This is a genomic window from uncultured Erythrobacter sp. (assembly GCF_947502395.1).
In the GTDB taxonomy this organism is placed as follows: Bacteria; Pseudomonadota; Alphaproteobacteria; order Sphingomonadales; family Sphingomonadaceae; genus Erythrobacter.
In genome coordinates this window covers 435,569-450,743 of sequence record NZ_CANMZM010000003.1, presented here as the reverse complement: position 1 = coordinate 450,743, position 15,175 = coordinate 435,569, and the positions used below count along the sequence as shown (strand labels likewise).

The following is a 15,175-nucleotide window of genomic DNA, read 5'->3' as shown; positions in this document are numbered from 1 at the left end:
ATAGAAGCTTCGCGATCCAGCCCAAGTCAAGGGACGTATCGTAAAAAACCGTCGCGCCAGAGCCAGAGTGCCCCTGAGTATCGCCAGCCCGTTTTGCGCCACGGGCTCGCAAAGTCAGTCGACCTCAATCTCACGCTCTTTAGCCCATGCGTTGAGCTCTTTGCGCAAGTTTGTTTGCGGCTCAGAAAGCCAACGACTCATGGCATCAGTCAGTTCCGCCAAATCGACTTTGCGCACCAACTCCTTGATCGGGCCAACCGCAGCCGGAGTTATTGAAAGACGTCGATAGCCAATGCCAAGAAGCGCCAGGGCTTCCAGCCTACGCCCACCCATTTCGCCGCACACGCCGATGTCCACGCCGCTGCCCACCGTTTGTTGGGCTACGCGGCGCAGGAAGCGCAGGATCGCAATCGACAACCAATCATAGCGTTCCGCAAGCGCCGGATTGCCCCGGTCTGCGGCGTAAAGGAACTGGGTCAGATCGTTGGTGCCGATCGAGAGGAATGACAGACGCGGCAAGAGCAGGTCGAGCACTTCGGCGAGCGCCGGCACTTCGAGCATGGCACCAAAATGGATCGCCTCGGGGACCATCTTCTTCTTGGTGCGCAAGAACGCAAGTTGTTCGTCAAAAACCGCCTTGGCCGCGTCAAACTCCCACACTTCCGAAACCATGGGGAACATGACGTAAAGCGAGCGTCCTGCTGCAGCCTCCAACAAAGAGCGTGCTTGCGCCTTCATAAGACCTTCCCGTTCGAGCGCGAGGCGCAAGGCCCGCCAACCCATTGCGGGGTTCTCATCCTGGCTCGCCATATCTGATGCGAGATAGGGTACGGATTTGTCACCGCCGATATCAACCGTACGGAAGATGACCGGCTTCTCGCCCGCTGCGTCCATCACATCCCGGTAGAGCTTTTGCTGGCGCTCGCGCTGAGGCAGGGTGGCGGACACAAGGAATTGGAACTCGGTGCGGAACAGACCAACCCCGTCTGCGCCAGTCATTGCGAGCGCGCTGATATCGTCGCGCAGCCCTGCGTTAATCATCACCTGAATCCGCGATCCGCATTTGGTGAAAGGCTCGACATCACGCAGTTCAGCATAGGCGGCCTGACGCTCCTTGGACTTCGCAAAACGCTGACCAAAGGCATCTGCGACCGGTGCGGTGGGGCGGACGGTCGCTGTTGCAGCGGTCGCATCAAGCAGGATTTCATCGCCGTCGCGCACTGTTCCACGAAGCCCGCCATTGCCATGATTGGCCCGGCCGAGAACCGGCACTCCCATCGCACGCGCGACGATCACCACATGCGCGGTGAGCGAGCCTTCTTCGAGGACAACACCTTTCAGCCGCCGCCGGTCGTATTCGAGCAATTCTGCCGGGCCCAAATTGCGCGCGATCAGGATTGTGTCTTTGCGTAGACCCTGTTGAGCGGCAGTGCCCAATTGGCCAGCCACGATCCGCAAGAGCCGGTTCGAAAGATCCTCCAGGTCATGCATCCGGTCCGCCAACAGAGGATCGTCGATCTCACGCATGCGCATGCGTGTGTGCTGCTGCACCCGCTCAATCGCAGCTTCTGCGGTGAGCCCTGAGTCAATCGCCTCGTTGATACGCCGTGACCAACCTTCGTCGTAGGCGAACATTTTGTAGGTCGCCAGCACCTCTTCGTGCTCTCCGCCCACCCCAAATTCGGCTTGGCTTGCAAGACCATCGATCTGCTCGCGCATCTTGTCGAAGGCGTTGTACACCCGGTGACGTTCCGCCTCTGTGTCTTCGGCCACGACTTGTGTGATCTGGACGCGCGGCTGGTGATAGGCGGCGAAGCCTGCGCCGAGCCCTTTGACCAGAGTCAGCCCACTGATAACTTGCGGTCCGGATTGCTCCGGCGTGAGGCCCAGCGCTTCTTCCTCGTCAACCAATTCCGCGTTGGTGATAAGCTCCGACAAGACCATGGCAGTCGTCTGAAGCGCTTCGATCTCAACCGCTTCATACCGGCGCGGATCGAGGTGCTGGACGCACAAGACTCCAACTGCCCGCTCGCGATACACAATGGGGACGCCAGCGAAAGAGTGAAATTTTTCTTCCCCCGTCTCCGGCCTGTATTGAAAGTCCGGATGCGCCTTGGCTTCGGCAAGGTTCAGCGTCTCGACTTTCTCGGCGATGCTACCGGTAAGCCCCTCGCCAATCGCCATCCGAGTGACATGAACAGCGCTTTTGTTGAGGCCACGCGTCGCAAACAGCTCAAGCATGCCTTCGCGAAGGAGATAGATCGAGCATACCTCTGATGAGAGGCTTTCGCCAATAACATCGACGACCTGATCGAGCTTCCCTTGCGCGCGCAGACGCGAGGCCATCACATCGTGAAGGCGCGTCAAAATCTGTCGGGCTGCGTCAACTGCGGTCATTGTTACTCGGGACAGTAGCGACCAAGACGCTGATCGCCAAGGTAAAGGCTCTCATTTAACAGAATGACGCAAAGCCAGTCCGGCGATTAAAGTCTCGCCGAACAGTTTAGGTTGAATTGAGCAGGAAGCGTGAGCTGTTCAGGCGCGCGCGATCTCTTCCTTCAGCCTCAGTTTTTCTCGTTTAATCGCTTGAACCGCCGCCGTATCGGGCGCGGGGCGAGCCATCTCGTCGCGTAGACGGGCTTCTAACCCTGCGTGCTTGGATTGGAGAGCATTCATGTGTGATGATGCTGCGGACGATGCCATATGCTTTATCTCCTATGTTCGTCGGGGGTGCGCCCCCGGATGGCGACTCGGACTAAGGGCTCCGAGCTGCATTTGGGATCAAATCATATCTTGGAGTAACTTGCAAAGTTCTGACCCATTCTGAAACGACGAGTATGGGTTTATGCGTGATCAGCCGTGCCCATCGACGCGTGCGCAGCCCTTAGAGGGCACTCCATTAAAGCGAGACACTTGCAGTGCGTTTGCTTACGGGCCATTGCTCGCGCATCGAATGTGGCGGTTTCGAACCGCAAAGTGCTTCGCAAAAAGTGAGTGGGTCCGAGAAAGTCATGAACGAGCAAGAGCTGCTAAAACGACTTGAGCTTTTGAAGATCGATCACCGCGACCTTGATGCGGCCATCGCTGCTTTGAACGAAGCCGGCTCCACAGATCAGCTGCAAATCGCGCGTCTCAAAAAGCGCAAGCTACGCCTCAAAGACCAGATCGCGATCATTGAGGACACACTGCTTCCTGACATCATCGCTTAGCTCTGTTTCGCACGTAAGCACATGGCATCGCACGCCTTTCGCAAGATTTATACGTAGGCCTCCTTATGCGTAGCAATGCCTAGGGGCCTTTCCTGAATGGGTAAGCATACACGCGTTATCGTCCCCTAAAGAGACACGAACAAATCATACCGGGATAGTAACCATAGTTGACTGGTATACCGCCCTCCACACGAGTAGCTGAATCAGTAATGACACACGCAACGAACTTATCACGCCCGATTGTGGAAGCGCTTTACACCGAAGCTTTAGTGCTGGCCGATGAAGTGCGCGCCGTGTTTGCGCGTGGCACGCATGAGCCCGAGATCGGCGAAGATACGATGACACGTCTGGCTCTCTCGACAGAGGGGCTCAAGACTACAACGCGGATGATGCACGTTCTCGCATGGCTGCTCAATCAGCGTGCGTTTTTCTCAGGCGACCTCACACAAGAGCAGGTACGGCTGCACGGCACTCTTCCAGCGGATCGTCCTTCAGATGAAAAGGCGCTCGAAACCCTTGAGCCAGCGACCCGTGATCTGATTGCCGAAACTGAGCAACTGCATAAGCGTATTGCCCGGCTTGACGAAGCCTGGCGCAGTGGGTTTGAAATGGCGTCGCCTGCACGTGCCATCCATTCGCGCCTCGAACGTCGGCTCAGCGATTTCAGCATGTGAATTGAGATGGCTGTGGTGCTGGCGCTAGCGAGCACTGAGTCACGCAGCCGCGAGAGCCTTTCGCCAGCGCGCTAACCTTTCGCTGCGCGTGGCTTCGTCCATCTGTGGCTCAAAAGTGGTGAGATCGCCGCGCATAGCCTGTGCAGCCCCGGGCAAATCGCCGTAAAGCCCAGCACCAGCCGCCGCCAACATCGCAGTCCCAAGCGCCGTGGTTTCGACAAACACGGGCCGCTCAACCGCTATGCCCAGCATGTCTGCAAGATCCTGAGCCATCCAGTCATTTGCCGACATTCCGCCATCGATCCGCAAAGTTTCCCAACCGGTTCCATCGGCCTGAAAAGCCTCTGCCAAGTCAAACGTTTGGTGCGCCATTGCCTCCAGTGCTGCGCGCGCAATCTCCGCCTTGCCGCTGGCAAAGCTGAGCCCCGTGATGACCCCGCGAGCATCAGCTCTCCAATGCGGCGCACCCAGGCCTGACAGCGCGGGCGCAATCGTAACTCCGCCGCTGTTGGGGATTGAGCGAGCCAGCGCTTCTGTTTCGCTCGCAACCTCAACAATCCCAAGGCTGTCACGCAACCATTGAATGAGGCTGCCCGCGACAAAGACTGATCCTTCGATCGCATAGGTACGCTTGCCCGCGATTTGCATAAGGACGGTGCTTAGAAGTCGGTTATCTGACTTAGCGATTTTGTCCCCCTGATTGGTCAGCACAAAGGCGCCTGTGCCGAAAGTCGCTTTGGTCTCACCGGGTTCAAGACAGGCTTGGCCAATCGTCGCCGATTGCTGATCGCCAGCGAGTCCGGTGATCGGAATAGTCCGCCCAAAGTGAGCTGAATCGGTCAGCGCCAGCCCTCCTGACATATCGACCACATGCGGAAGCGCGGAGATCGGCACGCCGAGAAGATCACACAACCTTTCATCAAAGCTATGATCAGCCAACCCCATCAGCAGGGTGCGGCTGGCATTACTCGCATCGGATATGTGGCTCGCTCCGCCTGAAAGCTTGTACACCAACCAGCTTTCAACGGTGCCAAAGGCAAGCGTTCCCCGTACCGCCGCCTCGCGCACCTCTGGCACATTATCGAGCATCCAGCGCATTTTGGTGCCGGAGAAATAGGGATCGAGGAGCAGCCCGGTTCTCGCCCGCACCTCCGCTTCATGACCGCTTACGCGCAGATCTTCACAAAACGGCGCGGTCCGGCGGTCCTGCCACACAATCGCACGGGTCAGCGGCTCTCCGGTTTCCTTATCCCATGCAACCACAGTCTCGCGCTGATTGGTGATACCGATCCCAGCGATAAGCGCCGCCCCACCCGCCTTTGGAATAACCTCATTCGCGCAGGCTAGCGTCTTTTCCCATATCTCGGCCGCATCATGCTCCACCCAGCCATTTTGCGGATAATGCTGAGTGATTTCTTGCTGAGCGCTCGCGGCAAGCACGCCGTCGCTTGCAAACAGCATAGCGCGAGTCGAAGTTGTGCCCTCATCCAATACGAGAATGTAATCGCTCATACTCTCTCCTCAGAGTTTGTCCGCAGCTGCCCCTGCATCGTAAAGCCTTGAGGGATAAGGACCAACAAAACTCTCAATCGACTTGTGCCAGCCCTTGCGGCATATGCAACGTCTATGTCGAAAATTCCTCCCAAGCCTTGGCCTACGGGCCTTGCTGACACGGTTGAGCCGCTGGTGATGCGGGTGCTCGCGCCCAACCCCTCACCTTACACCTTCACTGGCACACAGACCTATGTGGTGGGCGACGCCAATGGACCAGATTGCGCCGTGATTGATCCAGGGCCCAATGAGGCAGAACATATCGAGGCGATTTTGGCAGCCGTGGGCGAGCGGAAAATCCTCGCAATCATGTGCACCCACACCCACCGGGACCATTCCCCGGCTGCGGCTCCCTTGGCTGAGGCAACAGGTGCAGCCATTGTGGGATGTGCGCCGTTGGTGCTCAAAACCGATTTGCCCCGTTCAGATGAGGCATTTGACCCCACTTACGCGCCCGAACGCGTGCTCGAAGATGGCGAGCAGATGCGCGGGACGGGCTGGACTCTGACCGCCGTCGCCACGCCGGGTCATACCTCCAATCATCTGTGCTTTGCCCTCGAAGAAAGCGGCGCTTTGTTTACCGGCGATCACGTCATGGGCTGGTCCACCAGCGTCGTCATCCCACCCGATGGCGATATGGGCGACTATATGGCGAGCCTTGAAAAGCTGATGGTGCGAGAAGACACGGTCTACCACTCGGCCCATGGCGCGGCGATCACGAAGCCGAAACAGCTCGTGCGCGGCATGATCGGCCACCGCCGTCAGCGCGAGAACCAGATACTGCGCCTGATGGGAGAGCGCTCTCGGCCTGTCGCCGAGTTTATACCGGACATGTACAAGGGCCTTGATAAGAGGCTTATCGGTGCGGCTGAGATGAGCGTCACCGCGCACTTGCTCGACCTTGAGAAGCGGGGGTTGGCGGCGTGCTCAGCTGGGGTTTGGAGGGAATCCTGAGCCCTTATGGAATATTGCAAAGCAGTTTTAGCTCTTTGTCATCTTTAAAGTAATCTCGGTCTTCCTCTCGAAACTGAATCCAAGACTTACGGGTCCGATCAGTAGCCAACGAATTTCGGTCAAGGATGGACTCCTCGGTTGAGATGGCCGCGTCAAGGCGATCCAGGTAGCTCTCATAGCGGCTCGTTGCCTCTCCTTCCGCTAGGCCCATTATGCATCGGAGTTTCAAATCGGTTGAGAGCAAAAAACCGCTCACCGCGCGGCTCAGTGTATTCTCCAGCGCAAAAGCAACTTCAAGTTCATCACGCGCTTGAGCAAAATTGCCCTCTCTGAAATGAGCGAATGCTTTACCCTCCGCTAGAGTCATTTGTTGGAGCTCATAAGCACCATTCTGCCCACTAAAGTTGGGCTCTATGCTCTTCAGTGCTGTCAGCGCTTTGTTGTAGCTCGATAATGACTGTTTAAACTGCCCTCGACCACGCTCGGTCACAGCCTCGTTCTGAATGGTAAGAAACTCAAGTCGCGGGTCTTCAGTGACAAGGTTTTTCACATTGCTGCATATTGACTGAACAGCAGAGTTTTGGCTGGCCGAGTGCCGCTGGCATAACCGTTGGAGGATCACTTGCTTGTCAAGCGCTTCTTTGCCGCGTTGGGCGATGTGTTGCTGCATGACGCGGGCCGCTGCGTCATACGCATCAAGCTGACTATCAAGCTGTGCCGAAACAAGCTCCGCCTCCCTCTGCGCTTCCTGCGCCGAAGCAATAGTCTCGCGCGCGTCGTTCAGTTCCGACTGAATTGACGCATAAGACACAAGGCCAAGCACGATGATGATTGCGGCCGCAATCCATGAAACTGAGCCAATTACGCTCCAAGTCCTTTCACTGAGCGTTGTCACTTGAGTCTCCTTCTAGCAACCCCGCAAAAGCCTCAAAAACGGGAGCAAAGACTTCTCGTAGTTCCTCAATGGACACGTCACCGGTCCCGAAGAACGTGACAAATGTGGAGAAACCCAGCATTGATACGGCTTGAAACAAGCCCACAAATATTAATGTCGTAAAGGCCGCCAACACCAAAGAAATTGCAAGCGGAAGATACTGGGGAATTGACGCATTTTCCCCAATAACATAGGAGACGGCGAGTCCAATCACCACTAGAAGCACAATAACTCCAAGCACACCGAACTTCTCTTTTGCGCTTAAAGGTGCTGCCTGCCCCATTTTCTCCCCCCCGCACTACTACGTAGTCAATATACTCTTCGCGAAATCCTCCGCAAGCTGAAACTTCTGGATCTTCCCCGATCCTGTCAGTGGGAACTCCTTCAACCAAACCCAGTGCGCAGGGGTCTTTTGCGGAGACAAGCGCTCGCGCACAAAGGCTTTTAGATCATCGTCCGAAGGGCGGTCAGCGCCATCGGCAAGCCGCATAAAGCAGGCGACGATTTCGCCCCACTTCTCATCGGGCACTCCTGCTACAGCGACTTCGGCGATGGCAGGATGCTCGATCATCGCCGCCTCGATTTCGGCGGGGAAGAGGTTCTCACCGCCGCGAATGATCATTTCTTTCACCCGGCCCGTGATCTTCACATAGCCACGGGCAGAAATGCTCCCCAAATCACCCGTGTGCAGCCAGCCGTCTTTGTCGATTGTCTCTGCGGTGGCCTGCGGATTGTCGTTATAGCCCGCCATCATATTAAAGCCGCGCATGCAAATCTCACCCTGCTCATCGACCGTGCACACGCTGTTGTCAGCAGGGTTGCGGATTGACACTTCCATATGGCTGCACGGCTGGCCGATGGTCTCCATCAGCTCTGCACCCGTGTCAGTGGGCCATGCGGCGGTGATCGCTGGGCTAGTCTCGGTTTGGCCGTAAACGATCAGGATCGGGACACCGAAAGTCTCTCGCGCGGCGCGGTTCAATTCTGGCGGCACCATAGCCCCTCCTGAAAGCACGGTCTGAACGCTCGATACATCGGTGCCCGTGGCCTTGGCCGCTTCCATAATCGCAAAGAGCATGGTGGCGACACCGCCCAGAACTTCGGGCTCTTCGCGTTCGATCGCCTTGGCGACAGCAACGGGATCGAACACCGAGACCAAGAGCAGTGTGCCCCCTTGCGAAATCGTCCCCAGAACACACACAGCACTGCCAGCAGTGTGGAACAGTGGGAACGGGCAGGTCACTTTCTGCCCTGCTCCGATGTTCCAGCGCTCGAAGATATCCTTGTTCGATTGGACGAGACCATGCTGGTGAAGCAGTACGCCTTTAGGAAAGCCGGTGGTGCCCGAAGTGTATTGGATCATCACAATATCACGCGGCTGCGTCTCACGCAGCTCACCATCATTCTCGCCCGCGAACAGTTCGCCGTGATCGGTCATATCGAGGATGTATTCCGATGCCGCGAGGCCTGCCGCCGCCTCATCCACCACAGGGCGCAAGGCCGATCCACGCACGTTCGGCTGGTAATAGACCGCGCCAGAGCTAGACTGCTCAAGCACATATCGCACTTCGCGGGCGATGAAGCTGGGGTTGATGGTTACGATCACAAGACCGGCCATCGCCGCGCCCAGCTGTACCAGCACCCATTCCGGGCAATTGCCTCCCATCACCGCAATGCGTGTTCCCGCCGAGTGACGCGAGGCAAGCGCCCGTCCGCAGCGCTCTGCATCTGCGAGAAGTTCCGCATAGGTCCAATCGCGCCCAGCCGAGCCGTCCTCCAGTAATTCACGCAGGGCAAGCGCGTCAGGGCGTATCTCCACCTGCTCTCGAAGCACGCCTTCAATCGTGCGCTCTTTATACTCAGTGTCGGTTTGCGCCGGGCAATAGGCCTCTTTGAGATCAAGCTCATACATTGCGATTTCCCCTCCATTGGGCAGGAGGCTAGCACAGAATTCGCGCGAGTCATTCGCAAAGTGTGTGGATCAAATCCACACTCGCAAATGCCCGCAATTATGCCTATCTAAAGCGCAAGATAGTTAGCAGGCCAACTACTCAGGGATGCATCAATGAGTTTTGAAAGCAAAGTGCCAAGCGGGGCAGAGCTCCACGCGGAAATCAAGCGCCTTAAGGAAGAGCGCAACGCGGTGATCCTCGCGCACTATTACCAGACGCCCGATATTCAGGACATTGCCGATTTCGTGGGCGACAGCCTTGAGTTATCGCGCAAGGCTGCAGAGACCGACGCAGATGTGATCTTGTTTTGCGGGGTCAAATTTATGGCCGAAACCGCCAAGATCCTCTCGCCAGAGAAGACCGTGATCCTGCCCGATATGGACGCAGGGTGCAGCCTTGAAGACAGCTGCCCGCCAGAGAAGTTCAAGGCTTTTCGTGAGGCAAACCCCGATCACATTGCGCTGACCTACATCAATTGCTCAACCGAGGTGAAGGCGCTCAGCGACATCATCGTCACCAGCTCGAGCGCCGAGACGATCCTTGCGCAGATCCCGGAAGACCAAAAGATCATCTTTGGCCCCGACCGTCACTTGGGCGGCTGGCTGTCCCGCAATTTCAACCGCGAAATGCTGCTTTGGCCGGGCGTGTGTGTGGTTCATGAGGCGTTTTCTGAGACCGAGCTTCTCAAGCTCAAAGAACAGCACCCGGGCGCGCCGGTTGCTGCGCACCCCGAATGCCCGCCAGCGATTGTCGACCACGCCGATTACGTGGGTTCGACCAGCGGCATTCTGAAATTCGCGCAAAGCTTCGAAGGCGACACACTGATCGTCGCGACCGAGCCGCACATTATGCACCAGATGGAAAAGGCGCTGCCTGAGAAAACCTTCATCGGAGCGCCCGGTGCCGACGGCAACTGCAACTGCAACATCTGCCCCTACATGGCGCTCAACACCATGGAGAAGATGTACACCGCCCTTTGCGACCTGGAACCACGCATCGAAATGGACGAGGAGCTGCGCGTGCAAGCGAAGAAGAGCCTCGACAAGATGCTCGAGATGGCCAGCGGGACTGTGGGTCAGGGCGATTTGGGCTTTGTGAAGTTTAGGGGGTGAGGTCTCTAAAGGCCTCGCTTTTCAATCGCCTGAAAGGGTGGCGGTTCGCCGGAACACCTATACAAGGCGAGGCTATGCCGCATTGGCCGTGCAACTATTGGAATGTATGCACCAAACACTCAAGAACCGTCTCTTTGCGTGACCCATTGTATGGTCAACCCCGCGATTTCCGAATCTATGAAGGGGGAGGCTACACATTCGCTTTTGAAGAAGTTTCAAACGGTGTTTTTGTTGTTTTTGAACGAGTATGAGCGCCCTAGATGCCAGCGGTGGCCTACGGCCGTCTATGACTCCACTGGCATGACGGTTTCTCTTTTTTTCGTCACCCCAGCGAAAGCTGGGGTCTCGGGCGGTTATGACAAAAGCTTGAAGTAGAGGTCCTCCCACGCAGGGTTCTGCTTCTCTATTGCCTCGATCTTCCATTCGCGCTTCCAAGCTTTCATGGCCTTTTCGCGGGCGATGGCCTCTTCAATCGTGGGGTGCTCTTCGACCTAAACGAGGCTTGTGCAGCGGTACTTTGAAGTGAACTCGCTCCCTCTGCCCTCGCGGTGCTGAGTGACCCGAGCGGCTTGTCGCGGGTCACACCGATGTACATCACGCCGTAGCGTTTGTTGGTCATGATGTAGACGTAGCCGCCGCGCTGCATTGGGCAAACTTAACCGATTGTGGCCCTAGACCCCACCTTTCGCTGGGGTGACGGGTTTGGATTGAGCCACCCGCGCCACAACAAGCGCGCTCCCTAAAAGCAGCATTCCCACAACATCCAGCGCGCTCAGAACTTCGTCAAACGCAAAGTACCCAATCACCGCTGCAATCGCGGGTTGGGTCAGCAGCGTCAGCCCGATAATCAGCGGCGGGAAGTGGCCCAAAGAATAGACCATCAGCCCCTGCCCAATCAGCTGGCTGGTCACAAACAGCACGATAATCGGCGTCCAATCGGTCGGCCACACGGGTTCTCCCAACATCAGCGCGATGCCAAGCAAATAGGGGCAGGCGAAAATGCTTACCCAGACGAGCAAGCTCCATGATCCATATGCGCTGCGTTCCTTCTGCAAGGTGAGGAGATAGACCGCGTAAAGCAGGCCTGCGGTGATGCAGAACAGGTCGCCGACGAAGGTCTCAGCGGAAATCTCCAAAGAGCGCCCCAGCAGGATCCCTGCCCCGCCAAGCGCACAGACTATCGCGAGCCATTCGAAGCCCTTGGGCATCATGCGTGCGACGATAAAGCCCCAGAACAACAGGATGATCGAGCCGCCATTGCCGAACAGCGTTGCATTGCCCAGCCGCGTCATCTCAATCCCGATGTGCCAACTGGCCAAGTCGCTTGCGAAGGCAATGCTGCCGATCGCCACCACGATCAGCGTCTTCTTCGGCAGGCCCCGCATGGGCTGTCCCGCCATGCGTGCAAACAGCACCAAAAACGGCAGCGCCAGGAACAATCGCCAGAAGGCCGAACTCACCTCTCCCGTATCGGCAAGCCGCACCAGCCATGGCCCCAAAGCAAGCGCCACATTGCCCAGCAAGAGCGCACTGAAAAGCATGGCAGAGCGCACAGCCGATGGAGGAGCAATAAGCTTGCTCGCAACTTTCTCTTCTTGGCGTTCAACCGTTTCCATGCTTGCGCCCTAGCCCGATCGCCTCCAAGTGAATAGCCAAATGAAACTGATCTGGAGGATATCCACCAATGCATGACGCTCTTTTTCAGCCGCTCAAAATGGGGGCGCTCGAAGCCAAGAACCGTATTTTCATGGCTCCCCTCACTCGCGGCCGTGCTGCAAAGCCGATGTTTGTGCCCAATGAAATGATGGGGACTTATTACAAGCAGCGCGCGGGCGCAGGCATGATCCTGACCGAGGCAACCGGCATCAGCACCGAGGGGCTCGGCTGGCCATCTGCCCCCGGTATTTGGAGCGATGAACAGACCGAAGCGTGGAAGCCAATCGTTGAAGGCGTGAAGGAAGCAGGCGGTCTCTTCTCCATGCAGCTTTGGCATATGGGCCGGATCGTCTCGTCCTATTTCCTCGACGGCGAGCGCCCTTTCTCGGCCAGCGAAACCAAGGCCCCCGGCGAAGCGCATACGCCGGTGGGACGGCAAGAATATGATGTCGCTCGCGCGATGACCAAGGACGATATCAACCGCACGCTGGATGATTATCAGCGCGCAGCTGAAAACGCCAAGAAGGCCGGTTTTGACAGTGTCCAACTCCACGGCGCGAACGGTTATCTGGTCGACCAGTTCCTGCGCAACGGCACCAACCACCGCGAAGACGAGTATGGCGGTTCGCCTGAAAACCGCACTCGTTTCATGCGCGAAGTGCTCGAGCGACTGGTCGATGTCTGGGGCGCGGACAAGGTGGGTATCCGCCTTTCTCCCAATGGCGACAGCCAAGGCACCGATGACAGCGATCCGGAAAGCATCTTTGGCGCTGCAACCAAGGTGATCAATGATCTTGGTCTCGCTTATCTTGAACTGCGCCAGCCGGGCCCCAATGGTACTTTTGGTCAGACCGATGTGCCCAAGCAGGATGCGCTGATCCGCGGCCTTTACTCCGGCGCGCTGATCCTCAATTCAGATTACTCCGCACAGGAAGCCGACGATGATGTGTCGAGCGGGCGCTGCGATGCGGTGAGTTTCGGCCGCCCCTATATCTCCAACCCCGACCTCGACAAACGGATCGCGGCGGGTGCCGCATTCAACCCGAACAAGGACGTACCCAAGAGCTGGTATTTCCCGATCCCAGAGGGCTACATCGACTATCCAACGATGGAAGAGGAAAAAGCAGCCGCAAGCGCAGCTTGAGCGTCGCGTGAGCTACTGAGAGGCCGGGCCATCACCAATTGGCTCGGCCTCTGGCGTTTCTGGCTCTGGGCGCACTGGACCACCCGTAATCGGCCCGGTGGGCTCAGTCGCAATCGTCTCGACGGGTTCATCCTGAGGAGCTGCCCTTCCTCCGTCCGAGCTTTCGCTGGCCGAGCGCTCCGCTGGGGGAGATGTCGATGTAAGCTCCTCCAGCGGGATCATCTCATCGCTGATCGTCCCGCCTAAGACTTCCCCAGCGGCCTCTCCGCCGGTCTCCGCTGCAATCGGCTCGGGCGCTTCCTCTTCGCAGGCGGTAAGCAAAAGCAGCGGCGCTGCCAGCGCCAAACCCTGAACAATCTTCATGTTCGACATGTCCTCTGCCGGGCCGCCTCAAGCGCACCCAAAAATCCGTCCGCGCGCGTGATCAGCGCTTCGTCCCAAGCATCAGTCGAGACATTCTTGCCCAGCCGCGCAAGGCTGGTGACACCAAATTCGTCGATACCGCAAGGGACAATCCCGCCAAAATGCGTCAGGTCCGGATCGAGATTGACCGAGAATCCGTGCATCGTCACCCAGCGGCGCACGCGCACACCAATGGCGCCAATCTTGGCTTCTCGCCCATCGATGTCTTCGCACCAAATTCCCACACGCCCTTCGGCCCGCCATGCCTCCACACCGAAATCCGATAGCGTGTCGATCACCCAACCTTCAATCGCATGGACGAAACAGCGCACATCCTTTCCGCGCTTCCCAAGGTCGAGCATGAGATAGCCGACGCGCTGACCCGGCCCGTGATAGGTGTAGCGCCCGCCGCGTCCCGTCTCGACCACCTCGAAGCGCGGATCAACAAGCTCACTCTTATCAGCACTGGTGCCAGCGGTGTAGACCGGCGGGTGTTCGAGCAGCCAAATCTGTTCGCAAGCCTCCACGGCCGAGATTGCTGTGTTTCGCGCCTCCATAGCCTCCAATGCCCGTCCGTAGGGCACAGGCTCGTTTTCGCGCTGCCATTCGAGACTCGCAGCGTTCAACGTTTGGGGCAAAATCTGAGCAGCGGTTGCCATTGCGTTTGCGTGGGGGCAATGTCGGTTAAGATCAAGAGTCAATGCGCGTAAATGCGCCAAGGGGACGCGATGAATTTTGATATGAACAGCTGTTGGTCGCGTGCGGTCGAACTGGTCCAGGCCAACTTCTCGCTGTTACTGATCGTGGCGGCCGTCTTTCTACTGCTGCCGAATGTGGCGCTCTACATGCTGGTCCCCGATCTGCAGGCAATTGTCGACCCTACCGCCGATCCTGACGTGGTCGCAGCGCAGATGGGAAGCATGGCTGGCCCGCTCATAAGCGGCGGTCTGTTTTCTGTGGTATTCCAATTTGCGGGCTATGCTGCAATGGTTGCACTGATGGGCGATGCCAGGCCGACGGTAGGCCAAGCTCTCGGCTCTGGGATCAGAACGGTTCCCAGCCTTTTTGCAATCGCGATCATGTTCTTTGTTATGTATTTTCTGGGTGCGATAGCTGTTGTCGTGCCGATCTCCCTGCTGGCTGGTCTCGCGGGCTCGGCGTTTATCGGATTCATTGGATTCATTCCGGTTGTATTGTTCGTCGCCTGGCTTGCTGCACGCTGTTCTATGGCGATGCCGGTGCTGGTGCTTGATGGAACGCTCAACCCGATCACTGCGCTGACCAAGAGCTTTGCGCTGACCAAACCAAAGCAGTGGCCGATCATGGGATTCTGGATCGTGATCATCGTGATCATGGTTGTGGCAAGCCTTATCTTCACCGGCATCTTTGGTGTGGTCGCATCGCTCGCTGGGAGTGAGTTGGTTTCCGCATTGATCCTTGGCCTTGCCAGCGGCCTCACCGGAATGATCTATGGCATGGTCTTGTGTGCCGTCGCTGTCGCGATGTTTGGCCAGCTTTCCGGACCGAGCGTCGAGGCGATCGAAGACACATTTGGCTAAGATCTTGGTACGCAGGACAATTCCCTAA

General features: G+C 57.5%; 15 protein-coding genes and 1 pseudogene. 6 read left to right on the top strand and 10 right to left on the bottom strand.

What is annotated here, in order from left to right:
• Nucleotides 1-114 precede the first annotated feature (114 nt).
• Together ptsP and Q0778_RS13425 are read right to left on the bottom strand one after the other, a co-directional pair.
• On the bottom strand, nucleotides 115-2,397 hold the full coding sequence (gene ptsP, locus Q0778_RS13430; RefSeq protein WP_298336747.1) for a phosphoenolpyruvate--protein phosphotransferase: 2,283 nt from the start codon (nucleotides 2,395-2,397) through the stop codon (nucleotides 115-117).
• A gap of 138 nt (nucleotides 2,398-2,535) precedes the next feature.
• Nucleotides 2,536-2,703: a YdcH family protein gene (locus Q0778_RS13425; RefSeq protein WP_298336745.1), complete on the bottom strand. Its 168-nt coding sequence runs from the start codon at nucleotides 2,701-2,703 to the stop codon at nucleotides 2,536-2,538.
• A gap of 308 nt (nucleotides 2,704-3,011) precedes the next feature.
• On the opposite strand from Q0778_RS13425, the gene Q0778_RS13420 reads away from it, so the two are divergent.
• Together Q0778_RS13420 and Q0778_RS13415 are read left to right on the top strand one after the other, a co-directional pair.
• Nucleotides 3,012-3,209, top strand: a complete 198-nt coding sequence (locus tag Q0778_RS13420) for a DUF465 domain-containing protein (RefSeq protein WP_298301387.1) — start codon at nucleotides 3,012-3,014, stop codon at nucleotides 3,207-3,209.
• 209 nt (nucleotides 3,210-3,418) lie between these two features.
• Complete coding sequence (locus tag Q0778_RS13415) at nucleotides 3,419-3,883, top strand: DUF1465 family protein (RefSeq protein WP_298336743.1); 465 nt, start codon at nucleotides 3,419-3,421, stop codon at nucleotides 3,881-3,883.
• Nucleotides 3,884-3,922: 39 nt separating this feature from the next.
• On the opposite strand, the gene glpK is transcribed toward Q0778_RS13415, so the two are convergent.
• On the bottom strand, nucleotides 3,923-5,395 hold the full coding sequence (glpK, locus tag Q0778_RS13410) for a glycerol kinase GlpK (RefSeq protein ID WP_298336741.1): 1,473 nt from the start codon (nucleotides 5,393-5,395) through the stop codon (nucleotides 3,923-3,925).
• Nucleotides 5,396-5,509: 114 nt separating this feature from the next.
• On the opposite strand from glpK, the gene Q0778_RS13405 reads away from it, so the two are divergent.
• A complete protein-coding gene (locus Q0778_RS13405; protein WP_298336739.1) occupies nucleotides 5,510-6,388 on the top strand; it encodes an MBL fold metallo-hydrolase in 879 nt (292 codons plus the stop codon).
• 4 nt (nucleotides 6,389-6,392) lie between these two features.
• Here the strand turns inward: Q0778_RS13405 and Q0778_RS13400 are convergent, their stop codons facing one another.
• From Q0778_RS13400 to Q0778_RS13390, 3 genes are read right to left on the bottom strand one after another with little or no spacing between them, the layout of a single operon-like run.
• The gene (locus Q0778_RS13400; protein WP_298336737.1) at nucleotides 6,393-7,283 is read right to left on the bottom strand and encodes a hypothetical protein; all 891 of its coding nucleotides are present in this window, start codon (nucleotides 7,281-7,283) and stop codon (nucleotides 6,393-6,395) included.
• A complete protein-coding gene (locus Q0778_RS13395) occupies nucleotides 7,267-7,605 on the bottom strand; it encodes a hypothetical protein (RefSeq protein ID WP_298301376.1) in 339 nt (112 codons plus the stop codon). The genes Q0778_RS13400 and Q0778_RS13395 overlap by 17 nt, the downstream gene beginning before the upstream one ends.
• Before the next feature lie 18 nt (nucleotides 7,606-7,623).
• On the bottom strand, nucleotides 7,624-9,234 hold the full coding sequence (locus Q0778_RS13390; protein WP_298301373.1) for an AMP-binding protein: 1,611 nt from the start codon (nucleotides 9,232-9,234) through the stop codon (nucleotides 7,624-7,626).
• A 153-nt stretch (nucleotides 9,235-9,387) separates the two neighbouring features.
• On the opposite strand from Q0778_RS13390, the gene nadA reads away from it, so the two are divergent.
• Complete coding sequence (gene nadA, locus Q0778_RS13385; RefSeq protein WP_298336735.1) at nucleotides 9,388-10,386, top strand: quinolinate synthase NadA; 999 nt, start codon at nucleotides 9,388-9,390, stop codon at nucleotides 10,384-10,386.
• A 353-nt stretch (nucleotides 10,387-10,739) separates the two neighbouring features.
• Here nadA and Q0778_RS13380 read toward each other — a convergent pair.
• Together Q0778_RS13380 and Q0778_RS13375 are read right to left on the bottom strand one after the other, a co-directional pair.
• Nucleotides 10,740-11,032, bottom strand: a pseudogene (locus Q0778_RS13380) (GIY-YIG nuclease family protein).
• Between the two features lie 25 nt (nucleotides 11,033-11,057).
• A complete protein-coding gene (locus tag Q0778_RS13375; protein WP_298336733.1) occupies nucleotides 11,058-12,002 on the bottom strand; it encodes a DMT family transporter in 945 nt (314 codons plus the stop codon).
• A gap of 68 nt (nucleotides 12,003-12,070) precedes the next feature.
• On the opposite strand from Q0778_RS13375, the gene Q0778_RS13370 reads away from it, so the two are divergent.
• Entirely contained in the window at nucleotides 12,071-13,186 is a 1,116-nt protein-coding gene (locus Q0778_RS13370) for an alkene reductase (protein WP_298336731.1), read from the top strand.
• A gap of 12 nt (nucleotides 13,187-13,198) precedes the next feature.
• On the opposite strand, the gene Q0778_RS13365 is transcribed toward Q0778_RS13370, so the two are convergent.
• Together Q0778_RS13365 and lipB are read right to left on the bottom strand one after the other, a co-directional pair.
• Nucleotides 13,199-13,549 carry a hypothetical protein gene (locus Q0778_RS13365; RefSeq protein ID WP_298301362.1) on the bottom strand — a complete coding sequence of 117 codons (351 nt, stop codon included), beginning with the start codon at nucleotides 13,547-13,549 and terminating at the stop codon, nucleotides 13,199-13,201.
• Nucleotides 13,546-14,247: a lipoyl(octanoyl) transferase LipB gene (gene lipB, locus Q0778_RS13360; RefSeq protein ID WP_298336729.1), complete on the bottom strand. Its 702-nt coding sequence runs from the start codon at nucleotides 14,245-14,247 to the stop codon at nucleotides 13,546-13,548. The genes Q0778_RS13365 and lipB overlap by 4 nt, the downstream gene beginning before the upstream one ends.
• Nucleotides 14,248-14,316: 69 nt before the next feature.
• On the opposite strand from lipB, the gene Q0778_RS13355 reads away from it, so the two are divergent.
• A complete protein-coding gene (locus Q0778_RS13355) occupies nucleotides 14,317-15,147 on the top strand; it encodes a hypothetical protein (protein WP_298336727.1) in 831 nt (276 codons plus the stop codon).
• The last annotated feature ends 28 nt before the right edge of the window (nucleotides 15,148-15,175 follow it).

Excerpts from the sequence above, each read along its gene's own strand:
- nadA (WP_298336735.1), top strand. The coding sequence starts at position 9,388 with ATGAGTTTTGAAAGCAAAGTGCCAAGCGGGGCAGAGCTCCACGCGGAA.
- lipB (WP_298336729.1), bottom strand. The coding sequence starts at position 14,247 with ATGGCAACCGCTGCTCAGATTTTGCCCCAAACGTTGAACGCTGCGAGT.
- Q0778_RS13415 (WP_298336743.1), top strand. The coding sequence starts at position 3,419 with ATGACACACGCAACGAACTTATCACGCCCGATTGTGGAAGCGCTTTAC.
- glpK (WP_298336741.1), bottom strand. The coding sequence starts at position 5,395 with ATGAGCGATTACATTCTCGTATTGGATGAGGGCACAACTTCGACTCGC.
- Q0778_RS13355 (WP_298336727.1), top strand. The coding sequence starts at position 14,317 with ATGAATTTTGATATGAACAGCTGTTGGTCGCGTGCGGTCGAACTGGTC.
- Q0778_RS13370 (WP_298336731.1), top strand. The coding sequence starts at position 12,071 with ATGCATGACGCTCTTTTTCAGCCGCTCAAAATGGGGGCGCTCGAAGCC.
- Q0778_RS13425 (WP_298336745.1), bottom strand. The coding sequence starts at position 2,703 with ATGGCATCGTCCGCAGCATCATCACACATGAATGCTCTCCAATCCAAG.
- Q0778_RS13395 (WP_298301376.1), bottom strand. The coding sequence starts at position 7,605 with ATGGGGCAGGCAGCACCTTTAAGCGCAAAAGAGAAGTTCGGTGTGCTT.
- Q0778_RS13405 (WP_298336739.1), top strand. The coding sequence starts at position 5,510 with ATGTCGAAAATTCCTCCCAAGCCTTGGCCTACGGGCCTTGCTGACACG.
- ptsP (WP_298336747.1), bottom strand. The coding sequence starts at position 2,397 with ATGACCGCAGTTGACGCAGCCCGACAGATTTTGACGCGCCTTCACGAT.
- Q0778_RS13390 (WP_298301373.1), bottom strand. The coding sequence starts at position 9,234 with ATGTATGAGCTTGATCTCAAAGAGGCCTATTGCCCGGCGCAAACCGAC.
- Q0778_RS13375 (WP_298336733.1), bottom strand. The coding sequence starts at position 12,002 with ATGGAAACGGTTGAACGCCAAGAAGAGAAAGTTGCGAGCAAGCTTATT.
- Q0778_RS13420 (WP_298301387.1), top strand. The coding sequence starts at position 3,012 with ATGAACGAGCAAGAGCTGCTAAAACGACTTGAGCTTTTGAAGATCGAT.
- Q0778_RS13365 (WP_298301362.1), bottom strand. The coding sequence starts at position 13,549 with ATGAAGATTGTTCAGGGTTTGGCGCTGGCAGCGCCGCTGCTTTTGCTT.